Raw genomic sequence first — 24,571 nt, 5'->3', positions numbered from 1 at the left:
GTCAGGCCGCGTGGTCGAGGGCCGGTGCGGCCGCCGGCTGCGCCGTGGCCCCGGCGCTCTCGGCCTGCGCGCCCCAGCGGCGGGCCAGGACGGCGCAGACCATCAGTTGCAGCTGGTGGAAGAGCATCAGCGGCAGCACCATCAGCCCGGCCGCCGGGCCCGGGAAGAGGACGGTGGCCATCGGGACGCCGCTGGCCAGGCTCTTCTTGGAGCCGCAGAAGACGATCGCGACCAGGTCGCCCCGGCCGAACCCGAGCCGGCGGCCGACCAGCAGCGTCGTGGTCAGGACCAGCGCCAGCAGCGCCGCCTCCGCCCCCAGCAGGGCCGCCAGCCGGGGCAGGGAGAGGGCGCCCCACACCCCGCCCACCACGGCGGCGCTGAAGGCGCTGTAGACGACCAGCAGGATCGAGCCGCGGTCGACCAGGCCGAGGACGGCGCGGTGGCGGGCCATCCAGGCGGCGATCCAGCGGCGCAGCACCTGGCCGGCGGCGAAGGGGAGGAGGAGTTGCTCGGCGATCTCCAGCACGGTGCCCGGCGAGACACCGCCCTTGGTGTGCAGGAGTACGGCGGCGAGCAGCGGGGTCAGGATGATGCCGAAGAGGCTGGAGAAGGTCGCGCTGCAGACGGCCGCGGCCGTGTTGCCGCGGGCGATGGAGGTGAAGGCGATCGAGGACTGCACGGTGGAGGGCAGCAGGGTCAGGAACAGCAGGCCCTGGTAGAGCTGCGGCGACAGCACCGCCGGCACCAGCAGGTGGGCGGCCACCCCGAGGAGGGGAAAGAGGCCGAAGGTGACCGCGAGCACGGTGCCGTGCAGCCGCCACTGCTTGAGCCCCTCCCAGGCCTCGCGGGCGGAGAGCCGGGCGCCGTAGAGGAAGAACAGGACGGCGACCGCGCCGGTGGCGGCGTCGGAGAAGGCCGGTGCGGCGGCGCCGCGGGCGGGGAGCAGGGCGGCCACTGCCACGGTGCCCAGCAGGGCGGCGATGAACGGGTCGACCCGGAGGCGGGCGGGGCGCCGGGGCAGGTGGGAGCGGAGCGGACGGTTCGGGCGAGGCATGGTTCTCCGCGGTGGCGGTTCGGGTGGGATGGCCTCAGCCTGCCGTCCGCCGGGGTGATTGTGAATCCCGCTGGCGGCACTCACTGTCATCATGATCCGTGATATCAGCGGATAGAATGGCCAGGTGTTCGATCCGGTGCAGTTGAGGTCCTTCCTCGCGGTGGCCCAGACCGGCGGCTTCACCCGGGCCGCCCAGCGGCTGGGGCTGCGGCAGTCGACGGTCAGCCAGCACGTACGGCGGCTGGAGACGGCCGCCGACCGGCAGCTCTTCCTGCGCGACACCCACTCCGTGCAGCTCACCAGCGAGGGCGAGGCCATGCTCGGCTTCGCCCGGACGATCCTGGAGGCGCACGAGCAGGCGCTCGGCTACTTCGCGCAGACGCAGGTGCGCGGGCGGGTGCGGTTCGGCGCCTCGGAGGACTTCGTCCACACCGAGCTGCCGCAGATCCTGCGGAGCTTCCGGCGGAGCAACCCCCAGGTCGACCTCGAACTCACCGTCGGCCTCAGCGCCGTGCTCTACGAGCAACTGGCCGACGGACGGCTCGACCTGGTGCTCGGCAAACGCCCGCCCGGCGGTGGCTCGCAGGGCCAACTGGTGTGGCAGGACAAGCTGGTGTGGATCGCGGCGGAGGACTTCCGGACGGACCCGGCCGAGCCGCTGCCGCTGATCGTCTACCCGCCGCCCAGCTTCACCCGGGTCCGCGCCCTGGAGGTCTGCGAGCGTGACGGGCGGCCCTGGCGGATCGCCTGCACCAGCACCAGCCTCTCCGGGGTCCGGGCCGCCGCGCTGGCCGGCCTCGGGGTGGTGCCGCACGCCCGCAGCCTGATCCCGTCGGGCCTGCGGGTGCTGCCCGACCAGCCGGGCCTGCCCAACCTCGGTACCACCGAGTTCGCCCTCACCACGGGGCGCACCACGGCGCGCGGCCCGGCCCGGGTGCTGGCCCAGGCGGTCCTCGCGGACGCGTTCCGCCTGCAACGCGCACCGGAGCGGGCGGAGCCGTGACGGGGGGGGCGACGGTCGGGGGCTGCCCGGACGCGGGCGAGGCGGCGGACCGACGGGTTCCCACGATCGATGGTGACAGGAAGTCAAGGGCGGTGGCCGAAGCCGGACTTCACACCGCTCGGCCGTTGAACCCGACGGTTCTCCGGTCGCGTTACGAAGGCTAGGGCGTGTTTCATCATTCCCGCCGGGCGCGCGACGCCGGGCATCCCGCCTGACCGCACCGGCGAAACGTCCAAGTACGGCCCAGTACGAGGACGCTTCGCCGGCACGCCCAGCCGGGCGCCCACCGCCGCGCGCTGATCCGACGGGAATGATGAAACACGCCCTAGAGCAGCCGGCTGACGCGGACAGGGAAAGGTCGGGAAAGATGCGATTTGGCGACATGCTGCACGGACACCGGAAGCACCGGGGCCTGACCCAGCAGCAACTGGCCGACCTCGCCACGCTGAGTGTTCGCGCGGTGCGCAATCTGGAGCGGGGCGGGGCGCTGCGGCCCCGACGGGAGACGGTGCGGCTGCTCGTGGACGTGCTGCGGCTGGACGCCGACCAGCGGGCGCAGTTCGAGTCGGCGGCGTTCCCCGAGGCGCCGGGCGGGGCGCCCCGTGATCGCGGCCCCGGCTTGCGGGTGCCCGGGGCGCGCGTTTGAGTGGGAAGGTACCGGCGGAATCGGGGGTGAGGAGGCGCCATGTCGCACCACAAGTCCAACAAGGACGTCGAAGGCGACCCGGACACCGGGCACGGGCGCGGTCTGCCCCGGCGGCCCGACGAGGAGGAGCTCGACGAGCGCACCGAGGAGGACCGCGAGGAGGTGGGCCTGCCCCCGGAGCCGGATCCGGAGGACACGCCCTGAGGCGTGTCTGAACACGCCCCTAGGGTCGGAGCTCCTGCCGAGCCCGGTCGAACGCCGCGCTACGGGCCGGTGGGGTCGCCGGCCTCCCCGGTCCTGGTCGGCCGGGTGTGGACCTTGGCGACGCAGGCCGGGAGGGCGGCGGCGTGGCCGTGGTCCCGGGCCCGGTACGCGCTGGGGGTCTCGCCGACCAGCTGGGTGAACCGCGAGCTGAACGAGCCCAGCGAGGTGCAGCCGACCGCCATGCAGACCTCCGTCACGCTCAGGTCGCCGCGTCGCAGCAGCGCCTTGGCCCGCTCGATCCGGCGGGTCATGAGGTAGCCGTACGGGGTCTCGCCGAAGGCGGCGCGGAAGCTGCGGGAGAAGTGGCCCGGCGACATCAGCGCGGTGTGTGCCAGCGCCGACACGTCCAGTGGCTGGGCGTAGTCGCGGTCCATCCGGTCGCGGGCCCGCCGCAGTCGGACGAGGTCGGGTAGGGGGACTCGGGACACCTGGGGCACGTCTGCCACGCTACCCGCCCGGTCTGACAGGGTCGCGCGCCGGCGTGCTCCGGCCGCTGCCCCGGCCCGCCTCGCCCCGCCCCGCCCGCTCCCGCACCCCCGTCCCTGCGTCCTGGGCTGTCCCCGCGCCCCACCGTCTTGTTCGGACGAAATCGGGCTGAAGGTGCTGTTTTCGAGCATGGCGGCCGGTATCGGACGAACGGGTCCAGATTCGAACTGGTGGTGGAGTGGGTGTGGCGCTCTTGTCACGCGTGCACATGAAGTTTCGTCAATTCCCTTGCGGAGAGCTAAGATTGCCGATCTGCTGATGACTCCTGATCAGCCCGGGTGTGATAACCCGTCGATGATGAGAGCGGGACATTGGGAAGAACGAGGCAGCGAACGAGGTGCGTCGCGCAGGTCGCGGCGCTGACGATGGGATTGTCCGCTGCGGCGCTGGTGACGGCGCCGGCGGCCTTTCCACAGCCCGGCGACGGGACGGTGACCGTCCGGGTGATCCGGGCGGTGGACACCAGCGGAGTGTGGACACCGGCCCTGGAACCAGGGCTCGCGGGCGTGAAAGTGACGCTCACGGATGACGCCGGGCTGGCGATCGAGGGGGTGACGGCGGCCGACGGGACGGTCACCCTGGCCCCGGCGGCGGCCAAGCCGTCCGGGGGCAAGTACCGGGTGCAGGTGGTGAATCCGAAGCCGGGCGTGCTGTTCCCGGCGTTCGCCTCCCGGCAGGGGCTGGACGGCGCGCCGACCCAGCTGAGCAGCAACGAGGAGTTCGTCGACCTCTCGGGCGGCAAGAACGTGGCGTACACCACCGGGCTCTGGAACCCCGGTGACTACTGCCAGAAGAACGCCCCGCTGGTCACGGCCTGCCAGCCGATGGACCGCGAGGGCGGGGTCCAGCGCACGCTGGTCTCCTTCCCGTACAGCGCGCGCGGCCAGGACGGCGAGGGCGTGACCGCCACGAACCTCGCCACCAACGCCGATACCGGCACGCTGTACGGCATCGCCTGGAACAAGGCCGACCGGCGGCTGTTCTCCTCGGCGGTGGCCAAGCGCACCACCGACTACGGTCCGGGCGGTGCCGGGGCGATCTACGTCACCGACATCGCGCAGAAGAAGACGACGCTGTTCACCACCGTCCCGAACGCGGGCTCGACGGCCCACGGCGGCGGCACCGACGACGCCTTCCTCGACACACCGGGCAAGGAGAGCCTCGGCGGCATCAAGATCACCGACGACGGCAAGGACCTGTTCGTCGTCAACCTCAACGACCGCAAGCTCTACCGCTACAACGCCACCGTGGCGGCCGCCGGGAGCCCGACGGCCTCCTACCCGATCCCCGACCCGGGCTGCCCGGCGGCGGGGGACTGGCGTCCGTTCGGCCTCGGCCTCCAGGACGGCACCGGCTACCTCGGCGGAGTGTGCTCCGGCGAGTCCACCGGCAAGCTCACCGACCTGCGCGCGGTGGTCCTGCCCTTCGACCTCGCCACCGGCGTGTTCGCCAAGCCGGTGCTGGACCAGCCGCTGGACTACCCGCGCCAGTCCACCGTCGGCTCGGGCCCGTGCGACGGTGCGAGCTGGTTCCCGTGGACGAGCACCTACCCGACCACGCAGAACGGTCGGCCGTGCGGCAACTACACCATCGCCCAACCCGAACCCGAGTTGGGCGAGATCACGTTCGAGACCGACGGCTCGATGCTGCTGGCCTTCCGCGACCGCTTCGGCGACCGCGCGCCGGGCTCCCCGGCGCCGGGCTCCGTCGCCGTCGTCATGTCCGGCGGTGACCTGAACAAGGCCTGCCGGGCGAACGGCACGTACGTGATGGACACCAACAACGGCTGCGGGCTCGCTCCCCGGGGCACCCGGTTCTTCGACACGACCTGGGGCGGCCACCGCAACACGGCGTTCGCCGGCATGGCGCTCTCCAAGGTCGAGAGCACCGTCGCCGTCTCCGCCTTCGACCCCAACCACACCGCCCTCGGGTACGGCACGTCGTTCCTCCAGCGGGCGAACGGCCAGCAGGACCCGCAGTTCGGCTTCCGGCTCAACCCGGCCGGGGTGATCGCGCCGTTCGGCAAGGGCGCCTCGATGGGCGACCTGGAGGTGCTCTGCGACCAGGCTCCGTTGCAGATCGGCAACCGGGTCTGGTACGACCCCGAGCGCAAGGGCATCCAGAACCCGGGCCAGCGCCCCGTCGAGGGCGCGACCGTCCACCTCTACGACGAGTCGGGCAAGCTGGTCGGCACGACGAAGACGACGAAGCGCGGCGAGTACTACTTCGACGACTCCGACGTCACCGGCGGCCTCAAGCCGAGGACCAAGTACACGATCCGGCTCGACAACCCGGCGGACTACGCCAAGGGCGGGCCGCTCTACCAGTGGGTGCCCACCGACGCGGACGTCGGCGACAACCACTTCATCGATTCCAAGGGCCTGGTGCCGCCCGGCGCGAAGTTCCCCGAACGGGCGCTGACCACCGGCGGGCCGGGCGAGAACGACCACACCTTCGACTTCGGGTTCCGGCAGCAGGAGGGCGCGCTGCGCCTGGTCAAGCACGACCAGGACGGCAAGCCGCTGGCGGGGGCGAAGTTCCAGCTGTGGCACGACACCAACGGCACCGACGGGTTGCAGACCGGCGGTGACAAGCCCGACACGGCGGTGGGCGGGCCCTGCACGACCGGCGCCGACGGCCTCTGCCAGGGCGCCGGGGTGCCGGGGACGTACTACTGGCAGGAGCTCAGCCCGCCCGACGGCTACGCGGCTCCGGACACCACCGTGTTCGGTCCGCTGGCGCTGACCTCCGACAACCTCGCGGACGGTGTCTCGGTGACGGCGGTCAACAAGCTGCTGCCCACCCCGACGCCGACCCCGACGCCGACCAACTCGTCGAGCCCGCCGAGCCCGTCGAGTTCGCCGAGCGCGCCGGAGCCGACCACGCCGCCGGGGCCGACGGAGTCGCCGAGCCCGTCGACGGTGAACCCGCTGCCCCCGCCCGGGGGACAGCTGCCCAACACCGGGGCCAACGCCCTGGTGCCGCTGGGGATCGTCGGCGGCGCGGTGCTGGTGGCGTCCGGCGGTGCGCTGGTCTTCGTCGCCCGTAAGCGCAGGGCGCGGCACCAGTAGGAAGCGGTGAGGAGGGGCGGGCCCGTGGCGCGAGTCATGCCACGGGCCCGCCCGCCGCTCGTTCGCACGACAGTGACGACAAGTACGACGGTCACGACCAGTACGACGGTGCTGACCAGGAGGAGGGCTGCCAGATGGCCCGTAGGAAGATCGGGAAGAGGGCGCGGCTGGGCCTGCTCGTCGGGGTGGTCGGCGCGGTGGTGGTCGCCGGGGCCACGGCCCTCGGGGTGACGGCCTGGGGCGAACCGGAGGAACGGGCGGTGACCATGGACGAGGCGTCCCGGCTGGCGCTGTCCCGGCTGACGCTGTACCAGGCCAGCCCGGCGGCGGTGGCGCTCACCGCGGCGGAGGGCGGCGGTGTGCAGATCCGGGTGGAGGGGGTGGTGGACTACCGCACCCGCCGGGGGGTGGGCCGCTACCAGGTCTCCGGGGCCTCGGGCCAGCTCGACCACGGCCTGATCATCTGGGACGGCGACGGCCTCGGGCTGGCCCCGGAGCCGGCCGGCTCCGGCCCCGCCTGGGAGCAGGCCGAGCACGTCCCCCGCTCCGGCTGGTCGCCGCGCTCCTACACGGCGGACCCGCTGGACGCCGGGCTCGGCCTGCTGGTCCGCCTCGGCGCCGACCGGCCGGACAACCCGCTGCTGCTCGCCCAGTCCGGGGCGCGCCTGCTCGGCCGGGACCGCATCGACGGCCGCGACTACGACCGCTTCTCCGGCCCGCGCGCCCAGGGCGCGGCCCCGGACGGCGGGCCGTCGCCGCTCACCTACTGGGTCGACGGCGACGGCTCGCTGCGCCGGGTCACCATGCGGATGCCCGGCCTGGGCACCCCGACGACCGTCGACCTCACCGGGCGGCAGGACGGCGTGCGGATGCCGGAGGCGCCGTGGGCCGCCGGGTGAGGCCTCGGGGCCGCTAGGGCCGCCGGGGCCGCGGCTCACCGGGGCCCGGGCTCACCGGGGTTGCGGCACGGCGGCGGCGTCCGTGGGCAGGGCGTAGCGGTCCGGGTCAACGGGCCCCGGCAGGTCCGTCGCCGGCCGGCCCGGCGCCGACGGGTCGGGCAGGGAGGGCTGCGCGGCCGGGGCCTGCACCTGGTGGAACGGCACGCCGGGCGGCGCCATGACGGTGGCGGGCCGCCCGCCGGGGAGCGGGCCGCGGCCCTGCGCCCCGCACGCCGCCTGGCCCTCCAACCGGTCCGGGCTCTGGGTGTCGGGCGTGTTGCCGGTGAAGCAGTTGCCGGGGTCGGTGGAGGCCAGCACGAGGTCGACGCCGTTGCCCGTGGCGCGGTTGCCCTCGACGCGGTTGCCGCTCGCCGGGTGTCCGGGCGGGTCGGTGACGATGATCCCGGCGGCGCGGTTCCCCTGGACGAGGTTGCGCAGCACCTGGTTCGCGGTGCCGCCGCCGATCCCGAGGCCGATGCCGAAGCCGCCGTCCGCCTGCTCCGGGGTGTCGGCGGCGTTGTTGTCGGTGATCACGTTTCCGGCGATCACCGCGCCGTGCTGCGGGGCGAGGGACTCCAGGTCGTTGGAGTTCACCGTCACGCCGACCCGGTTGCCGACCACCCGGTTGCCGAGGATGCTGAGCCCGTCGGAGGCGTTGGTCAGCTCGATGCCGACCGCGTTGCGCTCCACGGTGTTGCCGTGCACGAGGGTGTCGCAGGGCTTGCACTGGCCGACGTAGATCCCGGAGTCGGCCTGCCCGGAGGCGTAGGAGTCCTCGATCACGCCGCCGCGCGCGTCGAAGGCGTAGATGCCGTACAGGCCGTTGTCGTACGCCGTCACCCGGGAGGCCCGGAAGCCCTGGACGGGCGGGAAGCGGTTGGTGTCCAGCGGGTCGTACGCGGAGCCGCCGGCGCCGTGCCGTTGCAGGTGCTCGTCGGTGACGCCGGTGAACAGGACGCCGTTGGCGAGGTAGCCGTGCACGGTGAGGTTCTCCACCACCGAGCCGGCGCCGGTGACGGTGATGCCGTTGACGAGCCGCACCCCGCCGTTGAGGACGACGGTGTTGCGGTCCGTCCCGCGCAGGACGATGCGCGGCTTGGTGATCCGGACGCTCTCCGGGTACACGCCCGGGTGGACCAGCACGGTTTCGCCCTCGCGCGCGACGTCCACGGCCTGCTGCACGGTGGGGAAGTCCTCCGGGACCTGGATGACCGTACCGGCCGGATGGCGGGCCTCGTCGGAGGAGGAGCCCGATGCCGCGCAGCCGGCCAGCGCCAGGGTGGTGGCGAGCAGCGCCGCGGACAGCCGTCGCAGGGATCTCGGGGCACGTGCAGGTGAGGGCCGCCGAGTGGGGTGACGCATCATCAGGATTTGCATGAGAGGTGTTCTATCGTCTCCAATGTCGCCCATGCATGCCGAAACCGGAAAAGTGCGGAAACAGACGGAAGCCGCCGGACCCGGTGTCGAGCGGAGGGCGCTGCTCGCGGCCGGAGCGGTGCTCGCCGCCGGACTCGGCGCCGGCGTCCAGGCGTTGGCGCACGGCGGCCACGACGGCTCCGCGCAGCAGCACCCGGCGGCCCCGCCGCCCGACCCGGCGCCCCTCTTCCACGGCCCCCGCCAGGCCGGCGTGACCACACCCCCGCAACCCGCCACCCAGCTGCTGGCCTTCGACCTCGCACCCGCCACCACCGCCGGCGGCCGGGACGCCCTGCGCGGCCTGCTCGCGGACCTCACCCGGCTGCTGGCCGCCGCGACCGCCGGGACGTCGCCGGACCTGCGGCTCCAGGGCGCCGAACCGGCCCGGCTCACCAGCCTGGTGGGCGTCGGCCCCGACCTCGCCGCCCGGCTCGGCCTGAACGTCCCGACCGCGCTCGCCGACCTGCCGGCCTTCGCCGGCGACCGCCTCGACCCGGCGCGCGGCGGCGGCGACGTCCTCCTCCAACTCTGCGGCGCCGACCGCTGGACGCTGACCGTCGTCGCCGAACTCGCCACCACCGCCGCCCGCGCCGCCGGGGCCACGCCCCGCTGGACCCAGTCCGGCTTCCTGCCCGCCACCGCCCCGGGCAGCACCGCCCGCAACCTGTTCGGCTTCAAGGACGGCACCGCCAACCCCGACGAGCCGACCGCCCGGCAGTGGGTCTGGGGCCCGGCGGGCGCGCACGAGAACGGCACCGTCCTGGTCTACCGGCGGATCCGGATGGACGTCGCCGCCTTCGCGGCCCTCCCCGCGGACCGGCGCGACCTGGCCATCGGCCGCCGCGCGGGCGACGGCGCCCCGCTCACCGGCAGCGCCGAACACGACGAACCGGACGTCTACGCCAAGAACCCGGACGGCTCCTACGTCATCCCCGCCACCGCCCACGTCCGGCTCAGCAGCCCCCGCCTCGACGGCGGCGCGCGCATGCTCCGCCGCGGCTACAGCTACGACGACGGCCCGGACGACCGCGGCCTGCTCTTCTGCGCCTTCATGCGCGACCCCGCCCAGTTCACCCGCGTCCAGACCCGCCTCGCCACCCGCGACGCCCTCAACCCGTTCGTCCAGCACCAGGCCTCCGCCGTCGCCTACGTCCTGCCCGGCGCCCCCGAGGGCGCCACGCTGGGCGAGCAGCTCTGGGGTTGAGGACGGTTCGCCCGCGACGGCCCGGGGGTCGACGCGGGCTGCTCGCTGCGGGCGGCCCCGCGCCCCCGGCTACCAGGTGACCGGCAGCTGGGCGGGGCTGCGGGTGGTGGTGCCGAGTTGCCAGGTGAGCCGGTCGACGGGGGTGGTGAGGCGCAGGCCCGGGAGGGCGGTGGCGAGGCGGCGGAGGGATTCGCGCATTTCCAGGCGCATCCGCCAGGCGCCGAGGCAGTAGTGGGGGCCGGCGCTGAAGGCGAGGGTCGGGGCGGGCAGGGGGTGGTCGAGGCCGGCGTCGAGGCCGTCGGGGAAGACGGCGGCGTCGCGGTTGGCACTGCCGAGGCTGACGGCGAGGACGGCGCCGGCGGGGATGTGGACGCCGCCGAGGTCGACCGGTTCGGTGGCGCGCCGGGTGGTGGCCTCGTCGTCGCCGAGCGGGATGAAGTGCAGGAGGCGTTCGGTGACGCGTTCGGTGGTGTCGGGATCGGCGAGGCGGGGCCAGTCCTCGGGGCGTTCGCCGAGCAGGTAGACGAGGGCGTTGCCGAGGGCGCCGGTGACGCTCTCGTTGCCGCTGGCGGTGAGCCCGCAGACCAGGTAGACGAGTGACTCCTCGGGGACGTCGCCGTCCTGGTCGGCGGCCTGGACGAGGCGGCTGACCAGGTCCTCGCCGGGGTGGTGGCGCCGGCGGGCGATCAACTCGCCGGTGTAGGCGGCGTATTCGGCGAGCGCCTCGGCCGGGTCCAGGGCGCCGTCGGTCGCGTCGCCGCCGTCGGCCGGGGTGCCGTCGGCGAGGATCGCCCTGGTCCAGCGGCGGAGCCGTTGCTCGTCGAGGCGGTCCGGGCCGTCGCCGTCGAGCCCCATCAGGCGGCTGGTGACGGCGAAGGGCACCGGCCGGGTGAAGGCGGTGACCAGGTCGGCGGGGGTGCCGCCGGCCGCGAGGGCGTCGACGGCCTGCTGGACGCCCTCCGCGACCCAGGGCTGCCAGCCGGCGATGGCGCGTGCGGTGAAGGCCCGTTGGACGGTGCTGCGCAGTCGGCGGTGTTCCGGCCCGTCCTGGTTGAACATCGACGCCGGGTTGCTGGAGACGTCGGCGCCGCCGCCGGGGGTGCCGACGGTGGCCAGGTCGCCGCGGGTGAAGCGGGGGTCGGTGAGGGTCTGGCGGACGTCGTGGTAGCGGGTGACCAGCCAGGCGGGGGTGCCGTCGGGGAGGGTGGTGGGGTGGGGCGGCTGGGCGGGGGTGACGGGGAGTCGGTGCAACGGGGGGAGGGCGGGTGCGGCGGTGGACATGGGTCCCTTCGGGGTCGGCGGTCCGGCGCGGGATGAGAATCCAACTGTCGTATTTACGTGGATCGTTGGATTCCGCTGCTGCTTGTCCCGTTGGTCCCGATGGTAGCGATTTCACCTCCTCCGGTCAGGGTTTCACCGGGGCCTGTCCGGCGCGCATCCCGCCGGGCGCATCCCGCCGGGCATACCCCCACCCCGTAAGTCGAACCCCCCCCGGCGGCCCTGCCGTCGGGGGCGTTCGGGCGACAGGACCTAGCCGTCGAGGCGGCCGACCAGGTCGTAGCCGGCCTCGTCGATGGCGGCGGCGACGGCCTCGTCGATGGCGGCGGCGACGGCCTCGTCGGCGAGCGGCAGGGTGCTGTCGACGGTGACCTTGCCGGTGGCGAGGTCCACGGCGACGTCGGTGATGCCGTCGATCTTCCGCAGTTCGGCGGTCACCGAGGTGACGCAGTGGCCGCAGGTCATGCCCTTGACCTGGAAGACGGCCCGCCCGGCGGTTCCGGCGGCGGGGGCCTCGGTGGCGCCGGTGCCGCAGGAGCCGCAGCAGGAGGCGGCGGTCTCGGTGGCGGGGGACTCGACGGTGACGGTGGTCTCGGACATGGGGGTGCTCCTGTCATCAGTGCCCGGCGCCGGCCGCGGGTGCGGTCGGCCGCTTCGCCTGGAGAACGTACCATACCCCCCAGGGGTAACTGAGGGCGTCGTTCGCGATGGCCGTGAAGCGGACTCGACCGATCGTCAACTGATCCTTGTGGCAATCTCGTTGCGCCCTTCCGGCAGGGTGGAAGCGGCCGCCCGCATCCCGGCGGCCGGCCCCGGCAGGCGGCCGACCCCCATCACCCGAGGTGACACCCCATGGACCACACCACCCGACCCGGAGCGCGCGGCCCGCGCGGACTGCGCGAGATCCTGGCGGCCGGCGAGCGGACGTACTCCTTCGAGTTCTTCCCCGCCAAGGACGACGCCGGTGAGCGCTCCCTGTGGGCCGCGATCCGGCGGGTGGAGGCGGTCGCGCCGACCTTCGTCTCCGTCACCTACGGCGCCGGCGGCTCCTCGCGCGACCGCACCATCGAGACCACCGAGCGGATCGCCGCCCAGACCACGCTGCGGCCGGTGGCCCACCTGACCGCCGTCGGCCACTCCACCGCCGAGCTCCAGGCCGTCCTGCGGCGCTACGCGGACGTCGGGATCCGCGACGTCCTCGCCCTGCGCGGCGACCCGCCCGGCAACCCGAACGGCGTCTGGGAGCCGCACCCCCGGGGCCTGCGGCACGCCGCCGAACTGGTCGAACTGGTCAAGGGCTGCGGCGCGTTCACGGTCGGGGTGGCGGCCTTCCCGGAGCGCCACCCGCGCTCGGCGAACTGGGCGGACGACATCCGGCACTTCGTCGCCAAGTGCCGGGCGGGCGCCGACTACGCCGTCACCCAGATGTTCTTCGACGTCGAGCACTACCTGCGGCTGCGCGACCGGCTCGCCGAGGCCGGCTGTGACACCCCGGTCATCCCGGAGATCATGCCGGCCACCGACGTCCGCCAGATCGCCCGCTTCGCCGAACTCAGCGGCGCCTCCTTCCCGGCGGGCCTGGCCGCACGGCTGGAGGCGGCCCGCGGCGACCGGCCGACCGCTCACCGCATCGGCGTCGACCACGCCACCCGGATGGCCGAGCGCCTGCTCCGCGAGGGTGCGCCCGGCCTGCACTTCATCACGCTGAACCGCTCCACCGCCGCCCTGGAGATCCACCGCAACCTCGGGCTGGACCGGGCGGCGCAGCCGTCGGCCCCGCTGGCGGCGGCCTGACGGAGGTCTGACAGGGGTCTGGCGGGGGTCTGGCGGGGGAGCGGCCGGGCCCCCGGCGAGCTGCGAGGGATGATACCCGGTACGGGTATATGGTGCTCGGCGCTGGCGAACCCGGGGCACCAGGGAAGGCGGACCCACCATGCACGCGATCCTGCACGCGCTGTCCATCGCCGGATCGATGACCTGGGAGATCGCCTGGGCGCTGATCCTCGGCTTCCTGCTCTCCGCCGTCGTCCAGGCCGTCGTCCGCAAGTCCACCGTCGTCCGGCTGCTCGGCGACGACCGCCCTCGCACCCTCGGCGTCGCCGCCCTCCTCGGCGCGGCCTCCTCCTCCTGCTCGTACGCGGCCGTGGCCCTCGCCCGCTCGCTGTTCCGCAAGGGCGCGGACTTCACCGCCGCGATGGCCTTCGAGATCGCCTCGACCAACCTGGTCGTCGAACTCGGCGTCATCCTGGCCCTGTTGCTCGGCTGGCAGTTCACGGCGGCCGAGTTCGTCGGCGGGCCGGTGATGATCCTCGTCCTCGCCCTGCTCTTCCGGCTGCTGCTGCGCGACCGGCTGCTGCGTGAGGCCCGCGCCCAGGCCGAACGCGGCCTGGCCGGCTCGATGGAGGGCCACGCGGCGATGGACATGTCCGTCGCGGGGGAGGGCTCCTTCGCCCGGCGGCTGCTGTCCCGGCAGGGCGTCACGGCCGTGTCGCACGTGTTCGTGATGGAGTGGGCGGCGATCCTCAAGGACCTCGTCCTCGGGCTGCTCATCGCCGGTGCCATCGCCGCCTGGGTGCCGGACTCCTTCTGGCAGGCGTTCTTCTTCGCCGACCACCCGCTCGCCGGCCGGCTGTGGGGCCCGCTGGTCGGCCCGCTGGTGGCGATGGCGTCCTTCGTCTGCTCGATCGGCAACGTGCCGCTCGCGGTGGTGCTGTGGAAGGGCGGGATCAGCTTCGGCGGGGTCGTCGCGTTCATCTTCGCGGACCTGCTGATCCTGCCGATCCTCAACATCTACCGGAAGTACTACGGGCGTCGGACGGCCCTGTTCCTGCTCGGCACCTTCTACGCGGCCATGGTGGCGGCCGGCTACACCGTCGAGTTCCTCTTCGGCGCGCTCGGCCTGGTCCCCGACCAGCGCGAGGCCGAGATCCCGATGGCGGGCATCGAGTGGAACTACACGACCTGGCTGAACATCGCCTTCCTGCTCCTCGCCGCCGCCCTGCTCGTCCGCTTCCTGCGTACCGGCGGCCGCGCCATGCTCCGGATGATGGGCGGCGAGCCCGCAGCCGGGGACGGGCACCGGCACGACCGGCACTGACGCCCGGCGGTGGGTACCTCCCGGGGGTTTCGGGCGGGGCGGATCGCCGACCCGGAAGATACCTGCTGGGGGTATCCGCTTGTTCTGGGTACCCCTGGGGGGTATAAAGGAACTCGACGCCGACCGATACCCCCCGAGGGTATGAAGGTCGGACCGGAGACGCTCAGTACGTCCCCGGAACGACGACTGTCACGAGGAGCAACGATGACCACCCAGGCACCCGCCTCCACGGAGGTGGAACTCTCGATCGGCGGCATGACCTGCGCCTCGTGCGCGGCCCGCATCGAGAAGAAGCTCAACCGGATGGACGGCGTCTCGGCGAGCGTCAACTACGCCACCGAGAAGGCGAAGGTCGCCTTCCCCGCGGGCGTCGACGTCGCCGACCTGATCGCCACCGTCGAGGCCACCGGCTACAGCGCCGCGCTGCCGAAGCCGCCGGCCGCCGAAGGCCCGACCGGGCAAGCCGGGCAGGCCGAGCCGGTCGACGAACTCGCCCCGCTGCGCCAGCGGCTGGTCACGGCCGTGGCGCTCGCGGTGCCGGTGATCGCGATGGCGATGGTGCCGGCCCTGCAGTTCGACAACTGGCAGTGGCTGTCGCTGGTGCTGGCCTCGCCGGTGGTCACCTACGCCGCTTGGCCGTTCCACCGCGCCGCCTGGACCAACCTCAAGCACGGCGCCGCGACCATGGACACCCTGGTCTCGCTCGGCACCGGCGCCGCGTTCCTCTGGTCCCTGTGGGCGCTGTTCCTCGGCGACGCCGGAATGCCGGGCATGCGGCACGGCTTCGAGCTGACCATCGCCCGCAGCGACGGCCCGTCGAACATCTACCTGGAGGCGGCGGCCGGCGTCACCGCCTTCATCCTGGCCGGCCGCTACTTCGAGGCCCGCTCCAAGCGCACCGCGGGCGCCGCGCTCAGGGCGCTGCTGGAACTGGGCGCCAAGGACGTCACCGTGCTGCGCGGCGGGGCCGAGGTCCGGATCCCGGTCGGCGGCCTGGCCGTGGGCGACCGGTTCGTGGTGCGGCCGGGCGAGAAGATCGCCACCGACGGCGTGGTGGTCGAGGGGGCCTCGGCGGTGGACGCCTCGATGCTCACCGGCGAGTCCGTGCCGGTCGAGGTCGGCGTCGGCGACCAGGTCACCGGCGCCACCGTCAACGCGGGCGGCCGGCTGGTGGTCGAGGCCACCCGGGTCGGCGCGGACACCCAGCTGTCCCGGATGGCCCGGCTGGTCGAGGACGCGCAGAACGGCAAGGCCGCCGCCCAGCGCCTCGCCGACCGGATCTCCGCCGTCTTCGTCCCGATCGTGATCGTCCTGGCGGTGGCCACCCTCGGCTACTGGCTGGGCACCGGCGAGGGCTGGACCGCCGCCTTCACGGCAGCGGTCGCGGTGCTGATCATCGCCTGCCCGTGCGCCCTGGGCCTGGCCACCCCGACCGCGCTGCTGGTCGGCACCGGCCGCGGCGCCCAACTGGGCGTCCTGATCAAGGGCCCGGAGGTGCTGGAGTCCACCCGCAAGGTCGACACCATCGTCCTGGACAAGACCGGCACCGTCACCACCGGCCGGATGACCCTGCTCGCCGTGCACACCGCCGAGGGCGTCACCGAGGCCGAGGCACTGCGCCTGGCCGGCGCCCTGGAGCACGCCTCCGAGCACCCGATCGCCCGGGCGATCGCCACCGCCGCCGCCGAGGCCGGTGAGCTGCCCGCGGTCGAGGGCTTCGAGAACGTGCCGGGCCTGGGTGTCCAGGGCGTGGTGGACGGCCACGCGGTGGTCGCCGGCCGGGAGGCGCTGCTGAACGACTGGTCGCAGTACCTGCCGGAGGGCCTGGCCGCGGCCAAGCGCGCCGCCGAGGCGGCCGGGCGGACCGCGATCGCGGTGGGCTGGGACGGCGAGGCCCGGGCCGTCCTGGAGGTCGCGGACGCGGTCAAGCCGACCAGCGCCGAGGCGATCGCCCGGCTGCGCGGCCTGGGCCTGACCCCCTTGCTGCTGACCGGCGACAACCGGGCGGTCGCCGAGGCCGTCGCCGCCGAGGTCGGCATCGCCCCGGAACACGTCATCGCCGAGGTCATGCCGCAGGACAAGGTCGCCACCGTCAAGCGGCTCCAGGCCGAGGGCAAGGTCGTGGCGATGGTCGGCGACGGCGTCAACGACGCGGCCGCCCTCGCCCAGGCCGACCTGGGCCTGGCCATGGGCACCGGCACCGACGCCGCGATCGAGGCCGGCGACCTCACCCTGGTCCGCGGCGACCTGCTGGCGGCGGCCGACGCCATCCGGCTCTCCCGCAAGACCCTGGCCACCATCAAGAGCAACCTGTTCTGGGCCTTCGGCTACAACGTCGCCGCCCTGCCGCTGGCCGCGGCCGGGATGCTCAACCCGATGATCGCGGGGGCCGCGATGGCCTTCTCCTCGGTCTTCGTGGTCGGCAACAGCCTGCGACTGCGCCGCTTCCGCTGAGCCCGCCCGAACGCTGAACCGCCCACCCCGCTGAGCCCGCCTACTCCGCTGAGCCCGCCCACCCTGCTCGACCCGCCCGAGTCGCCGTGGCCCCGGAACCGCACCTGGTTCCGGGGCCACGGCGCGTTCCGTTCAGCCCCGCGAAGCCCCGCTTCAGCCCTGCTCGGGCAGCGCCACCGCCTGCCACCGGTACGCCGCGTCCTCCTGCCAGCACTGCAACTCGCCCTCCACGACCGCGGCCAGGCACAGCCGCCAGTCCTCGCCCATCGCGAGCGCGATCCGGGTGGCCGGGCGCAGCGTCGGGCGCCACCAGCGCGGCCGCCGGGAGGCGCCGCCGGCCGGCAGCCGCAGCCGGACGCCGCCCGCGCCGGCCAGCGCCACCGTCGGGCCGCCCCGGTGGCCGGCCATCGCGACGCCGAGGGAGGGCTCGCCGTCGCCGATCTCGGGGGCCGGGCCGGCCGTGTCGAGGGTGTGCAGCTGGACGGAGCCGTCCGGGCGCAGCGTGGCGGCCTGCGGTCCGGCGGAGGTGCGGGCCAGCGCCCCGGCGCGCAGGGCGCCGGGCGGCCCCAGCGGGGCGGGGCGCTCGGCCGAGCCCGGTCGCCAGCTCAGCACCCGCTCCCGGTGCTCGACCAGGACCAGCCAGGACCCGGCCCGTTCCTCCAGGGCGGCGAGCACCCGGTCGGCCGGGCAGCCGGGCAGCTCCTGGCCGGTGAGGGTGAGGCCGGGCGCCCAGCGGTAGGAGCGCAGGGCGCCGCCGGCCGCCGTCCAGACCGTCATCTCCCCGGCGGAGTTGACCGCCCCGGCGAGCCCGCTGACGCCGCGCGCGGCCTCCCACCAGCCGGCCGAGGTGCCGACCCAGAGCGTCCCGCCGCGGTCCTCGGCGCAGACCACCAGTTCGCCCTGGTGTCCGGCCCAGCCGGCCAGCAACTCCCTGACCGGGCCGGGCCCCTGGCCGGCCGGCAGGCGCTGCCCGTGGTGTCCGGGGCCGGCCAGTGCGGTGCCGTCGGCGCCGCCGGTGACCAGCAGCGGCCGGCCGGCCCGGTCGGGCAGGACGGCCAGGCCCGCGGTGCGCGCCACCGGCCGGCGGGAGCGCAGGAGTTCGCGGCCGCGGCCCACCCAGGGGCCGAGCGGGGAGGGGCGGCGGTCCGGTTCGCGGGCGAGCGGTTCGCAGGCCCAGCGCGCCAGGTCCTCGCCGTAGCCGGCGGCGAGGAGTTCGGCGCGGGCCTGTTCGGCGGCGAGCCGGTGGTCGAGCCGGCCGTGGTCGGGCAGCAGCAGGGTGCGGGCGAGGGTGCCGACCGCGAACAGGTCCTTGGCGGTGGTGGGGAAGCCGCCGACCTGCTCGGCCTCCGGCGGGACGTGCCCGGGGGTGAACACCGCGACGGTGAGGGTGTGGTCGAGCGGGGCCAGGAAGGTCAGGTCGATCAGCTTGACCTGGTTCTGGGCGTCCACCAGGACGTTGGCGGGGGAGATGTCGCGGTGCACCCAGCGTTTGCGGTGCAGTTCGTCGACGATCCGGCAGAGCCGGGCCAGCACCTCGGCCACCGCCGCCGGGCCGCCGCGCTGGGTGCGGGCCCAGGTGTGCAGCGGCACGCCCTCGACCCAGGGGGAGATCTGGTAGCCGAGCAGCCCGGCGGAGGGCGCGGCGCCGGGCCGGTGCGGGGAGGGGCCGAGCAGGAAGCTGGGCACCACCAGGTCGTTCACGCCCAGGCGGTGGGCGTTGTGCGAGACGTCGTCCCAGCGGCCGAGCCAGCGCCGCACCTCGGAGGGGTCGCGCTCCAGCATGATCTTCGCGGCGACGAGTTCCTTGAGCCCGCTGTGGCCGGTCCGCACCGCCCGCCACACCTCGGCCTCGCCGCCCCGGTGGTGGAATTCCAGGAGCTCGTACTGCTCGGGGTCGAACTCCGGCCCGAACCGGAGCCCGGGCACCCAACGCGACTCGGACACGCATCCCCCGACTGGACCCTGTTGGCCTGTTCGCCCCGACCCGGCCTCGGGCCGGTTCCCGCGCGGTGGTTCTCACACCGCTTCCGCTGCGTCGCCCAGGATAGTGCTCAATTCTGTTCGTCTGTCCGGTGGAGGGCCTATTCTGATGGGCGCCCGATCAACATCGAAACGGCGTCAACTCATGATCACACACCTTGTGTTGATCATCGATCGGCGTATTTCCAAGCGCAGGGGGACGGGGCATGGTGCAGCTCGCGGTGCTGCTGATCGTGGTGGCACTGGCCGGTGCGGCAGCCGTCGTACTGGCCCGCCGCCGACGGAGCCTGGACGCCCAGGCCGTGGCCAAGGCCCTGGCCGCGGCCGCCGAACGGCTCGCCGCCGGCAAGGCCCCGCAGGCCCGGCGCCGCTACGCGCGCCTCGCCCAACGGCTCGCCGCCGGCCCCGAGGAACTACGCCCGCAACGCGGCCTCGCCCTGCTCGGCCAGGCCGAGGCCACCGTCCCCACCGGCGACCAGCAGGCCACCCTCGCCCTGCACCGCGAGGCCTTCCCGCTGCTCGCCGACCCGGCCCGGCAACTGCCCCGGTGGAGCCTGCACCGCCTCGCCGAGGAGCGGATATCCGCCCCCGACGGCGACCTCGGGCCGCTGCTCGCCTTCCTCCAGGCCACCGCCGACGGCGCCGAACCCGGCGAGGAGGCCGCGGCCGCCGCCCGCGCCACGGACTGGCTCCAGCGGCTCTGCCGCGAGGGCTCCCCCGGGCAGCGCGAGAGCGCCACCACCCGGTCGCTGGCCGCACTGCCCGGCCGGGACTGGCCGGTCCTGGCCCGGGCCGCCCTGCTGCGCGACACCGACCGCGCCGCCGAGGCCGAGACCCTGCTCGCCGCGTCCGCCCCCGGCGGCAGCGGCGAACTCTGGTTCCGCTGGGGCGCCCAGCTGTTCACCCTGCACCGGGACGAACCCGCCGTCGCCGCCTTCGACGAGGCGCTGCGCCGCGGCCCCGGCGAGCCCTCCCCGTGGGGGCGCGGCCCGGCGCTGCGCACCGAGAGCCTGCTCTTCCGGGGCCTGGCCCGGCAGCGGCTCGGCGCCACCGACGCCGCCTGGTCCGACCTCGCGGCCGCCGCCACCGAGACCCCCGGCGACCCCCGCCCCCGCTACGCCCTCGGCCGGCTCGCCCTGCTGCTCGGCGCCGACGAGCAGGCCCGGGACCAGTTCACCGCCGCCCTGACCGTCCAACCCTCCTTCGCCCCGGCCCGGTTCGGCCTCGCCCTGGTGCACGAGCGGGCCGCGCGCCCCGCCGAGGCGGCCGCCGACTACCGCACCGGCCTCGGCCTCGCCCCCGACTGGCGCCCCGCCCGGGTCCGGCTCGGCGCGGCCCTGCTCGCCGCCGGGCAGGCCGCCGAGGCCGCGCCCGTCCTCGGCGCCGAGGCCGACGTCGAACCGGACTCCCGCTGGGCCCGGATCGCCGCCTTCCACCACGGTCTGGCCCTCGCCCGCACCGACGACCCGGCCGGCGCTCTGGCCCGCTGGGAGCCGCTGCACGACGAGGACCTGCGCGAACGCCAGGCCCTGGCCCGCGACCGGCTCGCCCGCACCCGGCTGGCCGACGACCCGGTGGCCGCCCGGGAGCTCTGGCAGCAGGCCGCCGCCGACCACCCGGCCGCCCCCGGCTACCGGGCCGCGCTGCGCGAGGCCGCCCTGCGCGAGGCCGCGCACCTCCTGATCACCGGCCGCGACCGGCCCGAACCGCGCGAGCGGGCCGCCGCCGCACTCGCCCTCGCCGACACCCTGCCCGGCTCCGTCACCCACCGGCAGGCCCGGCTGCGCGCCGCCCTCGCCCTGGCCGCAGGCTCCACCGAACCGCTGAGCACCCTGCTCGACGCCGCCACCGGGCCGTGCGACCGCTACCACCTGGCCGCCGCCGCCCTGCTGACCGGCCGTCCGGTCCAGACCATCGCCCTGCTCGCCCCGCTCGCCCCCGACCCGGCCGGCGACCCGGCCCTCGCCCGGCTGCGGGCGCTGCTCGCCGAACGGGCCGGCAACTGGGCCGCCGCACTGGACTGGTACCGCCACTTCCTGACCGCCGGCCAGGCCCCCGAACCGCCGCAGCCCCCGCCCGCGACGGCCGACTGCGCCGTCTGCCCCGCCCCCGCCCCCGCCACCGGCACCTGCGCCGGCTGCGGCCGGGAGGTCTGCGCCGCCCACCTGCACCGCCCCGCCGACGCCGCCTCGCCACGCTGCGTACGCTGCACCGGCCCCGCGCTGCGCGCCGTCCTGGACTGCGCCCGCCGGGCCGGGGTGCCCGAGCAGGCCGAACCCGTCCTCGCCGCCTGGGCGCAGGCCCTCGGCGACAGCCCCGCCGCCGCGCCCGTACGGCTGGACCTCGCCCTGCTGCGGGCTGAACTCGGCCGACTGGACGAGGCGTTGGCCGACCTGCCGGCGGACGCCGACGCCGCGCGCGGCGCCGTCCTGATCCGCCGGGCCGGCGCCGCCCTCGACGCCGGCGAGCCCGGACGCGCGGCCGGCGACCTGCGCCAGGCCCTCACCCTCGCCCCGGGCCGGCCGCAGGCCGCCGCCGCGCTCGTCCTGCTCGCCGAGCACGAGGCCCACCAGCACGCCGTCGAGGGCCGCCACCGCGAGGCCTGGGACGGCTACCACGCCCTGCTGCTCAAGGATCCGGCCCACCCCCGGCTGCTGCACGCGCTCGGCCTGGCCGGCTACCGGCTCGCGGTCTCCCTCCAGGCGGGCCCGGAAGCCTCGGAAGGCCCGGACGAGCGGATCTGGACCTGGACGCTCGGCTGCCTGGTCGCCGCCCTGCACCAGTCCGACCTGTGGGCGGAGTCCGCCCGGATCACCGGCCGCCCGGCCGAACCGCAGCGGATGTCCACCGCCCGCAGCGCGCTCACCGACCGCCTCCGCGAGGACCTGCGCGCCCTGGACCGGGCCGCCGGCCGCACCGGCGACGAGGTCACCGCCTGGACCCTGCGCCTCGGCATGGAGGCGCACAGCGCCGACGCCTTCGCCCAGGAGGACGTCCGGATCACCCTGCCCGGCCGCCCCGCCCGGCGCCTCGCCCTCGGCCCCGCGCTCGACGGGCTGCTCCGCCAGGAGCCCGAACTCGCCGCCTGGGCGGCCGGGTTCGACGAGGCCGTACGGGCCTGGCGGCGACCGGAGACCCCCGACGGGCACCCGCTGACCAGGGCCCTCGGCCTGTTCGGCGACCTCGGCCCGCAGCGCTACCTGCTCCTCCAGGGCCGCCAGGCCGCCGCCGTCGGCGCCCTGGACGCGGTGCCCGAGGCCGAACGCGGAACGGGCTGGCGGGACCTGCTCGGCGAGAGCCTGGTCAGCGAGGCCCGCGAGCACCACCGCAACCAGGACTGGCGCGAGGCCCTGGACTGCCTCACCCGCGCCCGGGCCGTGCCCGGCGCCGTCCTGCCCGCCGACGCGCCCGCGATCGCCGCCGAGTGCGGCGTCCGGGCCGCCCGCGCCCTGCTCAAGAGCAGCGACGACGACCAGGCGGGTGCCACCGAACTCCTGGAGAAGGCCCTCGCGCTGGCCCCCGACCACCCCGAGGTGCGCGGCGACCTCGGGGCCACCTACGCCCAGTGGGCCCGCAAGATCAACAACGAGGCCAAGGACTACCCCCGCGCCCTGGTCCTGCTGCGCAAGAGCATGGAACTCGCCCCCGGCGACCCGACCGCCGTCCACTTCCTGGAGGCTGCCCTCGGCAACCGGGCCGGCCAGCTCAGCCGCCCCGACGCCCCCGAAGCGGAACTGGAGGAGGCCGCCGACGCGTGGCGGGAGCTGATCACGCTCAACCCCGACCCGGACCACCGGCTCGGCCTCGCCTTCGTCCTGCGCCACCTCTCCCGCATCGCCGCCTTCGCGGACCACCGCGCCCTCGCCGTCGCCCGGATGTCGGAAGCCCTGCGCGCCGACCCGGAATGGGACGGCGACACCGAGGAGGAGGCCCCGCGCCGGGTCGCCGTGATGCTGGCCAACCACATGCTGGACAACCTCCAGGACAGCCCGTTCACCACCCAGGCCGCCATGCTCCAGAAGGCCAGGTCCTACGACGACTCGGCCGAGATCCGCCGCCTGATGGTCAGCGTCTGGCGCGGCGAGGCCATCGGCCACTACGAGGCCCACCGCTACCGCGACGCGATCCGGCTGCTGGAGGAGGCGCTCGCTCTCTCCCGCACCCCGGAGGACGTCGCCAAGCTGTACGTCGAACTCAGCGTCGTCTACAGCTCCTACGCCGTCGGCCAGGCCAACCTGCGCCAGTTCCGGGAGGCCCGCTCGCTGATCGGCAAGGCCGTCGAGTACAACCCGGACGACCGCGACCTGCGCGCCCTGCAACGGAGGATCGGCGCACTGCGCTGACGGCAACCGCGGAGCCGCCGCCGTCGTCGTAGCCCATGCGCCCATCCCTGATCCGCAGCCGCAGCCGCAGCCGCAGCCAATCCCGAGCCGCAGCCAATCCACGAGCCACAGCCAATCCCTGAGTAATCGTCAGCCGTGAGGAGCGAAGCCGCCCGCCATGCCACTGCACGAACCGTCGCCGTACGAGGTCCTGGGCGTTGCGCTCACGGCCGGCGTGCGCGAGATCAACCTCGCCGTCGGCCCGGCGATGAAGGCCGGCCGCTACACCCGTCAGCAGATCCAGGACGCCGCCGCCCTGCTGCGCAACCCCGACCGGCGGCTGGAGCTGGACCTCCAGCGCCCCCTGCCGCCGGAGCCGGTCGACCAGGCCGCCGACCTGCTGGCGCCCGCCCTCGCCGAACCGCTGCTGGTCGTCGAACGCCCGCCGCTGCCGCCCGCCGCCGCCCTCCTGGTGCTGCACCGGGCCGAGGCGGCGGCCGACTTCGCCGAACCCGCCCCCGGCGGCGCCGACCCCGAACCGCCCGTCCCCGCCCGCTACGCGGCCGACCTGTCCGTGCTGCCGCAGATCGAGGTACCCGAATGACCGACACGCCGACCGCTCCCGCGCCCGACGGCCACCGGCCGCTGGACGTCCCGCAGCGCGCCCTGGAGGTCGACCTCGACCAGGCGTTCAGCCAACTGCTGTACCGGGCCTCCCTCCTGCAGCGCCTGCGGGCCGAGGAGGCGCAGACCGCCCGGGCCACCCAGCGGGACCTGCTGGGCATCCTGGTCGAGGTGGACGACGCCCTCGCCGCGCTCGGCCTGGACCGGGAGCTGGTGCTGCTCGGACGCGGTACCGGGATCGAGGCCACCCGCCGGCGGCTGCTCGGCCGCCTCGCCAAGGCCGGGGTGCGCCCGATGCGGCTGGAGGGGCTGGCGGCGGACCCGGCGCTGACCGAGATCGTCGGCACCGAGCCGCGTCCCGCAGTGGCGCCGGAGACGGTCGTCCGGACGGTGGTCACCGGGTTCTTCTGGGAGGAGGAGGTGCTGCGCCGCGCCCAGGTCGTCGTCGCCGCGGTGCCCGAGCCCGCCCCGGTGGGGGAGCCGGTCCTCGCGGAGGACGTCGAGTGGGCCCTGGAGCCCGTACCGGAGGGGGCCGCGGCGCCGGACCTTGAGCCTACGGAAGCCGGGGGCGACGACACCGGGCCCACGGAGGCCGAGGACGCGGACGGCGGCCCCGAACCCGCCGCCGCGCCGGTGAACCCCGCCGCCCGGGCCACGGCGGCCCCGCCCCGGGCCCGCCGGAAGGGAACGGCCGCGGGCGGCCGGCGCAAGCGGAAGAAGTAGCCAGGACCACG

At 75.1% G+C, this 24,571-nt stretch carries 18 protein-coding genes; 12 read left to right on the top strand and 6 right to left on the bottom strand.

Annotated features, from left to right (window positions below; translation table 11 throughout):
• Position 1: 1 nt before the first annotated feature.
• A complete protein-coding gene (locus A6F73_RS04740) occupies positions 2-1,054 on the bottom strand; it encodes a bile acid:sodium symporter family protein (RefSeq protein ID WP_063346602.1) in 1,053 nt (350 codons plus the stop codon).
• A gap of 124 nt (positions 1,055-1,178) precedes the next feature.
• Here A6F73_RS04740 and A6F73_RS04735 point away from each other — a divergent pair, with 124 nt between their 5' ends.
• The 3 genes from A6F73_RS04735 to A6F73_RS42130 all read left to right on the top strand — a co-directional run bounded on the left by A6F73_RS04735 (position 1,179) and on the right by A6F73_RS42130 (position 2,907).
• Complete coding sequence (locus A6F73_RS04735) at positions 1,179-2,057, top strand: LysR substrate-binding domain-containing protein (RefSeq protein ID WP_063346601.1); 879 nt, start codon at positions 1,179-1,181, stop codon at positions 2,055-2,057.
• A 367-nt stretch (positions 2,058-2,424) separates the two neighbouring features.
• On the top strand, positions 2,425-2,703 hold the full coding sequence (locus A6F73_RS04730) for a helix-turn-helix transcriptional regulator (RefSeq protein WP_079136201.1): 279 nt from the start codon (positions 2,425-2,427) through the stop codon (positions 2,701-2,703).
• A gap of 39 nt (positions 2,704-2,742) precedes the next feature.
• Positions 2,743-2,907 (top strand): hypothetical protein, encoded by a 165-nt coding sequence (locus A6F73_RS42130; protein WP_167745848.1) that lies wholly within the window; start codon positions 2,743-2,745, stop codon positions 2,905-2,907.
• A 59-nt stretch (positions 2,908-2,966) separates the two neighbouring features.
• On the opposite strand, the gene A6F73_RS04725 is transcribed toward A6F73_RS42130, so the two are convergent.
• Complete coding sequence (locus A6F73_RS04725) at positions 2,967-3,341, bottom strand: helix-turn-helix transcriptional regulator (protein WP_079135435.1); 375 nt, start codon at positions 3,339-3,341, stop codon at positions 2,967-2,969.
• 477 nt (positions 3,342-3,818) lie between these two features.
• Between A6F73_RS04725 and A6F73_RS04720 the strand changes: the two genes are divergently transcribed.
• Together A6F73_RS04720 and A6F73_RS04715 are read left to right on the top strand one after the other, a co-directional pair.
• The gene (locus tag A6F73_RS04720; protein WP_167745847.1) at positions 3,819-6,524 is read left to right on the top strand and encodes an SdrD B-like domain-containing protein; all 2,706 of its coding nucleotides are present in this window, start codon (positions 3,819-3,821) and stop codon (positions 6,522-6,524) included.
• Between the two features lie 134 nt (positions 6,525-6,658).
• The gene (locus tag A6F73_RS04715) at positions 6,659-7,423 is read left to right on the top strand and encodes a hypothetical protein (RefSeq protein WP_063346597.1); all 765 of its coding nucleotides are present in this window, start codon (positions 6,659-6,661) and stop codon (positions 7,421-7,423) included.
• Positions 7,424-7,474: 51 nt separating this feature from the next.
• Here A6F73_RS04715 and A6F73_RS04710 read toward each other — a convergent pair whose 3' ends face one another.
• Positions 7,475-8,839, bottom strand: a complete 1,365-nt coding sequence (locus A6F73_RS04710; protein ID WP_244293292.1) for a right-handed parallel beta-helix repeat-containing protein — start codon at positions 8,837-8,839, stop codon at positions 7,475-7,477.
• A 31-nt stretch (positions 8,840-8,870) separates the two neighbouring features.
• Here A6F73_RS04710 and A6F73_RS04705 point away from each other — a divergent pair, with 31 nt between their 5' ends.
• The gene (locus tag A6F73_RS04705) at positions 8,871-10,082 is read left to right on the top strand and encodes a Dyp-type peroxidase (RefSeq protein ID WP_063350945.1); all 1,212 of its coding nucleotides are present in this window, start codon (positions 8,871-8,873) and stop codon (positions 10,080-10,082) included.
• A 69-nt stretch (positions 10,083-10,151) separates the two neighbouring features.
• Here the strand turns inward: A6F73_RS04705 and A6F73_RS04700 are convergent, their stop codons facing one another.
• Both A6F73_RS04700 and A6F73_RS04695 read right to left on the bottom strand, forming a co-directional pair.
• Positions 10,152-11,363: a cytochrome P450 gene (locus tag A6F73_RS04700; RefSeq protein ID WP_063346596.1), complete on the bottom strand. Its 1,212-nt coding sequence runs from the start codon at positions 11,361-11,363 to the stop codon at positions 10,152-10,154.
• A gap of 249 nt (positions 11,364-11,612) precedes the next feature.
• Complete coding sequence (locus tag A6F73_RS04695; protein ID WP_063346595.1) at positions 11,613-11,960, bottom strand: cation transporter; 348 nt, start codon at positions 11,958-11,960, stop codon at positions 11,613-11,615.
• A gap of 252 nt (positions 11,961-12,212) precedes the next feature.
• Here A6F73_RS04695 and metF point away from each other — a divergent pair, with 252 nt between their 5' ends.
• From metF to A6F73_RS04680, 3 genes are all read left to right on the top strand, one after another.
• Complete coding sequence (metF, locus tag A6F73_RS04690) at positions 12,213-13,154, top strand: methylenetetrahydrofolate reductase [NAD(P)H] (RefSeq protein ID WP_079135433.1); 942 nt, start codon at positions 12,213-12,215, stop codon at positions 13,152-13,154.
• Positions 13,155-13,293: 139 nt separating this feature from the next.
• Positions 13,294-14,457, top strand: a complete 1,164-nt coding sequence (locus A6F73_RS04685; protein WP_063346594.1) for a permease — start codon at positions 13,294-13,296, stop codon at positions 14,455-14,457.
• Positions 14,458-14,661: 204 nt separating this feature from the next.
• Positions 14,662-16,911: a heavy metal translocating P-type ATPase gene (locus tag A6F73_RS04680; RefSeq protein ID WP_063346593.1), complete on the top strand. Its 2,250-nt coding sequence runs from the start codon at positions 14,662-14,664 to the stop codon at positions 16,909-16,911.
• 153 nt (positions 16,912-17,064) lie between these two features.
• Here A6F73_RS04680 and A6F73_RS04675 read toward each other — a convergent pair whose 3' ends face one another.
• The gene (locus tag A6F73_RS04675; RefSeq protein WP_159398355.1) at positions 17,065-18,855 is read right to left on the bottom strand and encodes a protein kinase; all 1,791 of its coding nucleotides are present in this window, start codon (positions 18,853-18,855) and stop codon (positions 17,065-17,067) included.
• 242 nt (positions 18,856-19,097) lie between these two features.
• Between A6F73_RS04675 and A6F73_RS04670 the strand changes: the two genes are divergently transcribed.
• From A6F73_RS04670 to grpE, 3 genes are all read left to right on the top strand, one after another.
• Positions 19,098-23,234: a hypothetical protein gene (locus A6F73_RS04670; protein WP_063346591.1), complete on the top strand. Its 4,137-nt coding sequence runs from the start codon at positions 19,098-19,100 to the stop codon at positions 23,232-23,234.
• A gap of 157 nt (positions 23,235-23,391) precedes the next feature.
• Positions 23,392-23,817 carry a hypothetical protein gene (locus A6F73_RS04665; RefSeq protein WP_063346590.1) on the top strand — a complete coding sequence of 142 codons (426 nt, stop codon included), beginning with the start codon at positions 23,392-23,394 and terminating at the stop codon, positions 23,815-23,817.
• Entirely contained in the window at positions 23,814-24,560 is a 747-nt protein-coding gene (grpE, locus tag A6F73_RS04660) for a nucleotide exchange factor GrpE (protein ID WP_063346589.1), read from the top strand. Before A6F73_RS04665 ends, grpE begins: the two co-directional genes overlap by 4 nt.
• Positions 24,561-24,571 lie beyond the last annotated feature (11 nt).

Source organism: Streptomyces sp. MJM8645 (assembly GCF_001625365.1).
Taxonomy (GTDB): Bacteria; Actinomycetota; Actinomycetes; order Streptomycetales; family Streptomycetaceae; genus Kitasatospora.
The sequence above is the reverse complement of the archived record's forward strand: the minus strand, read 5'-3'. Positions and strand labels throughout refer to the sequence as shown.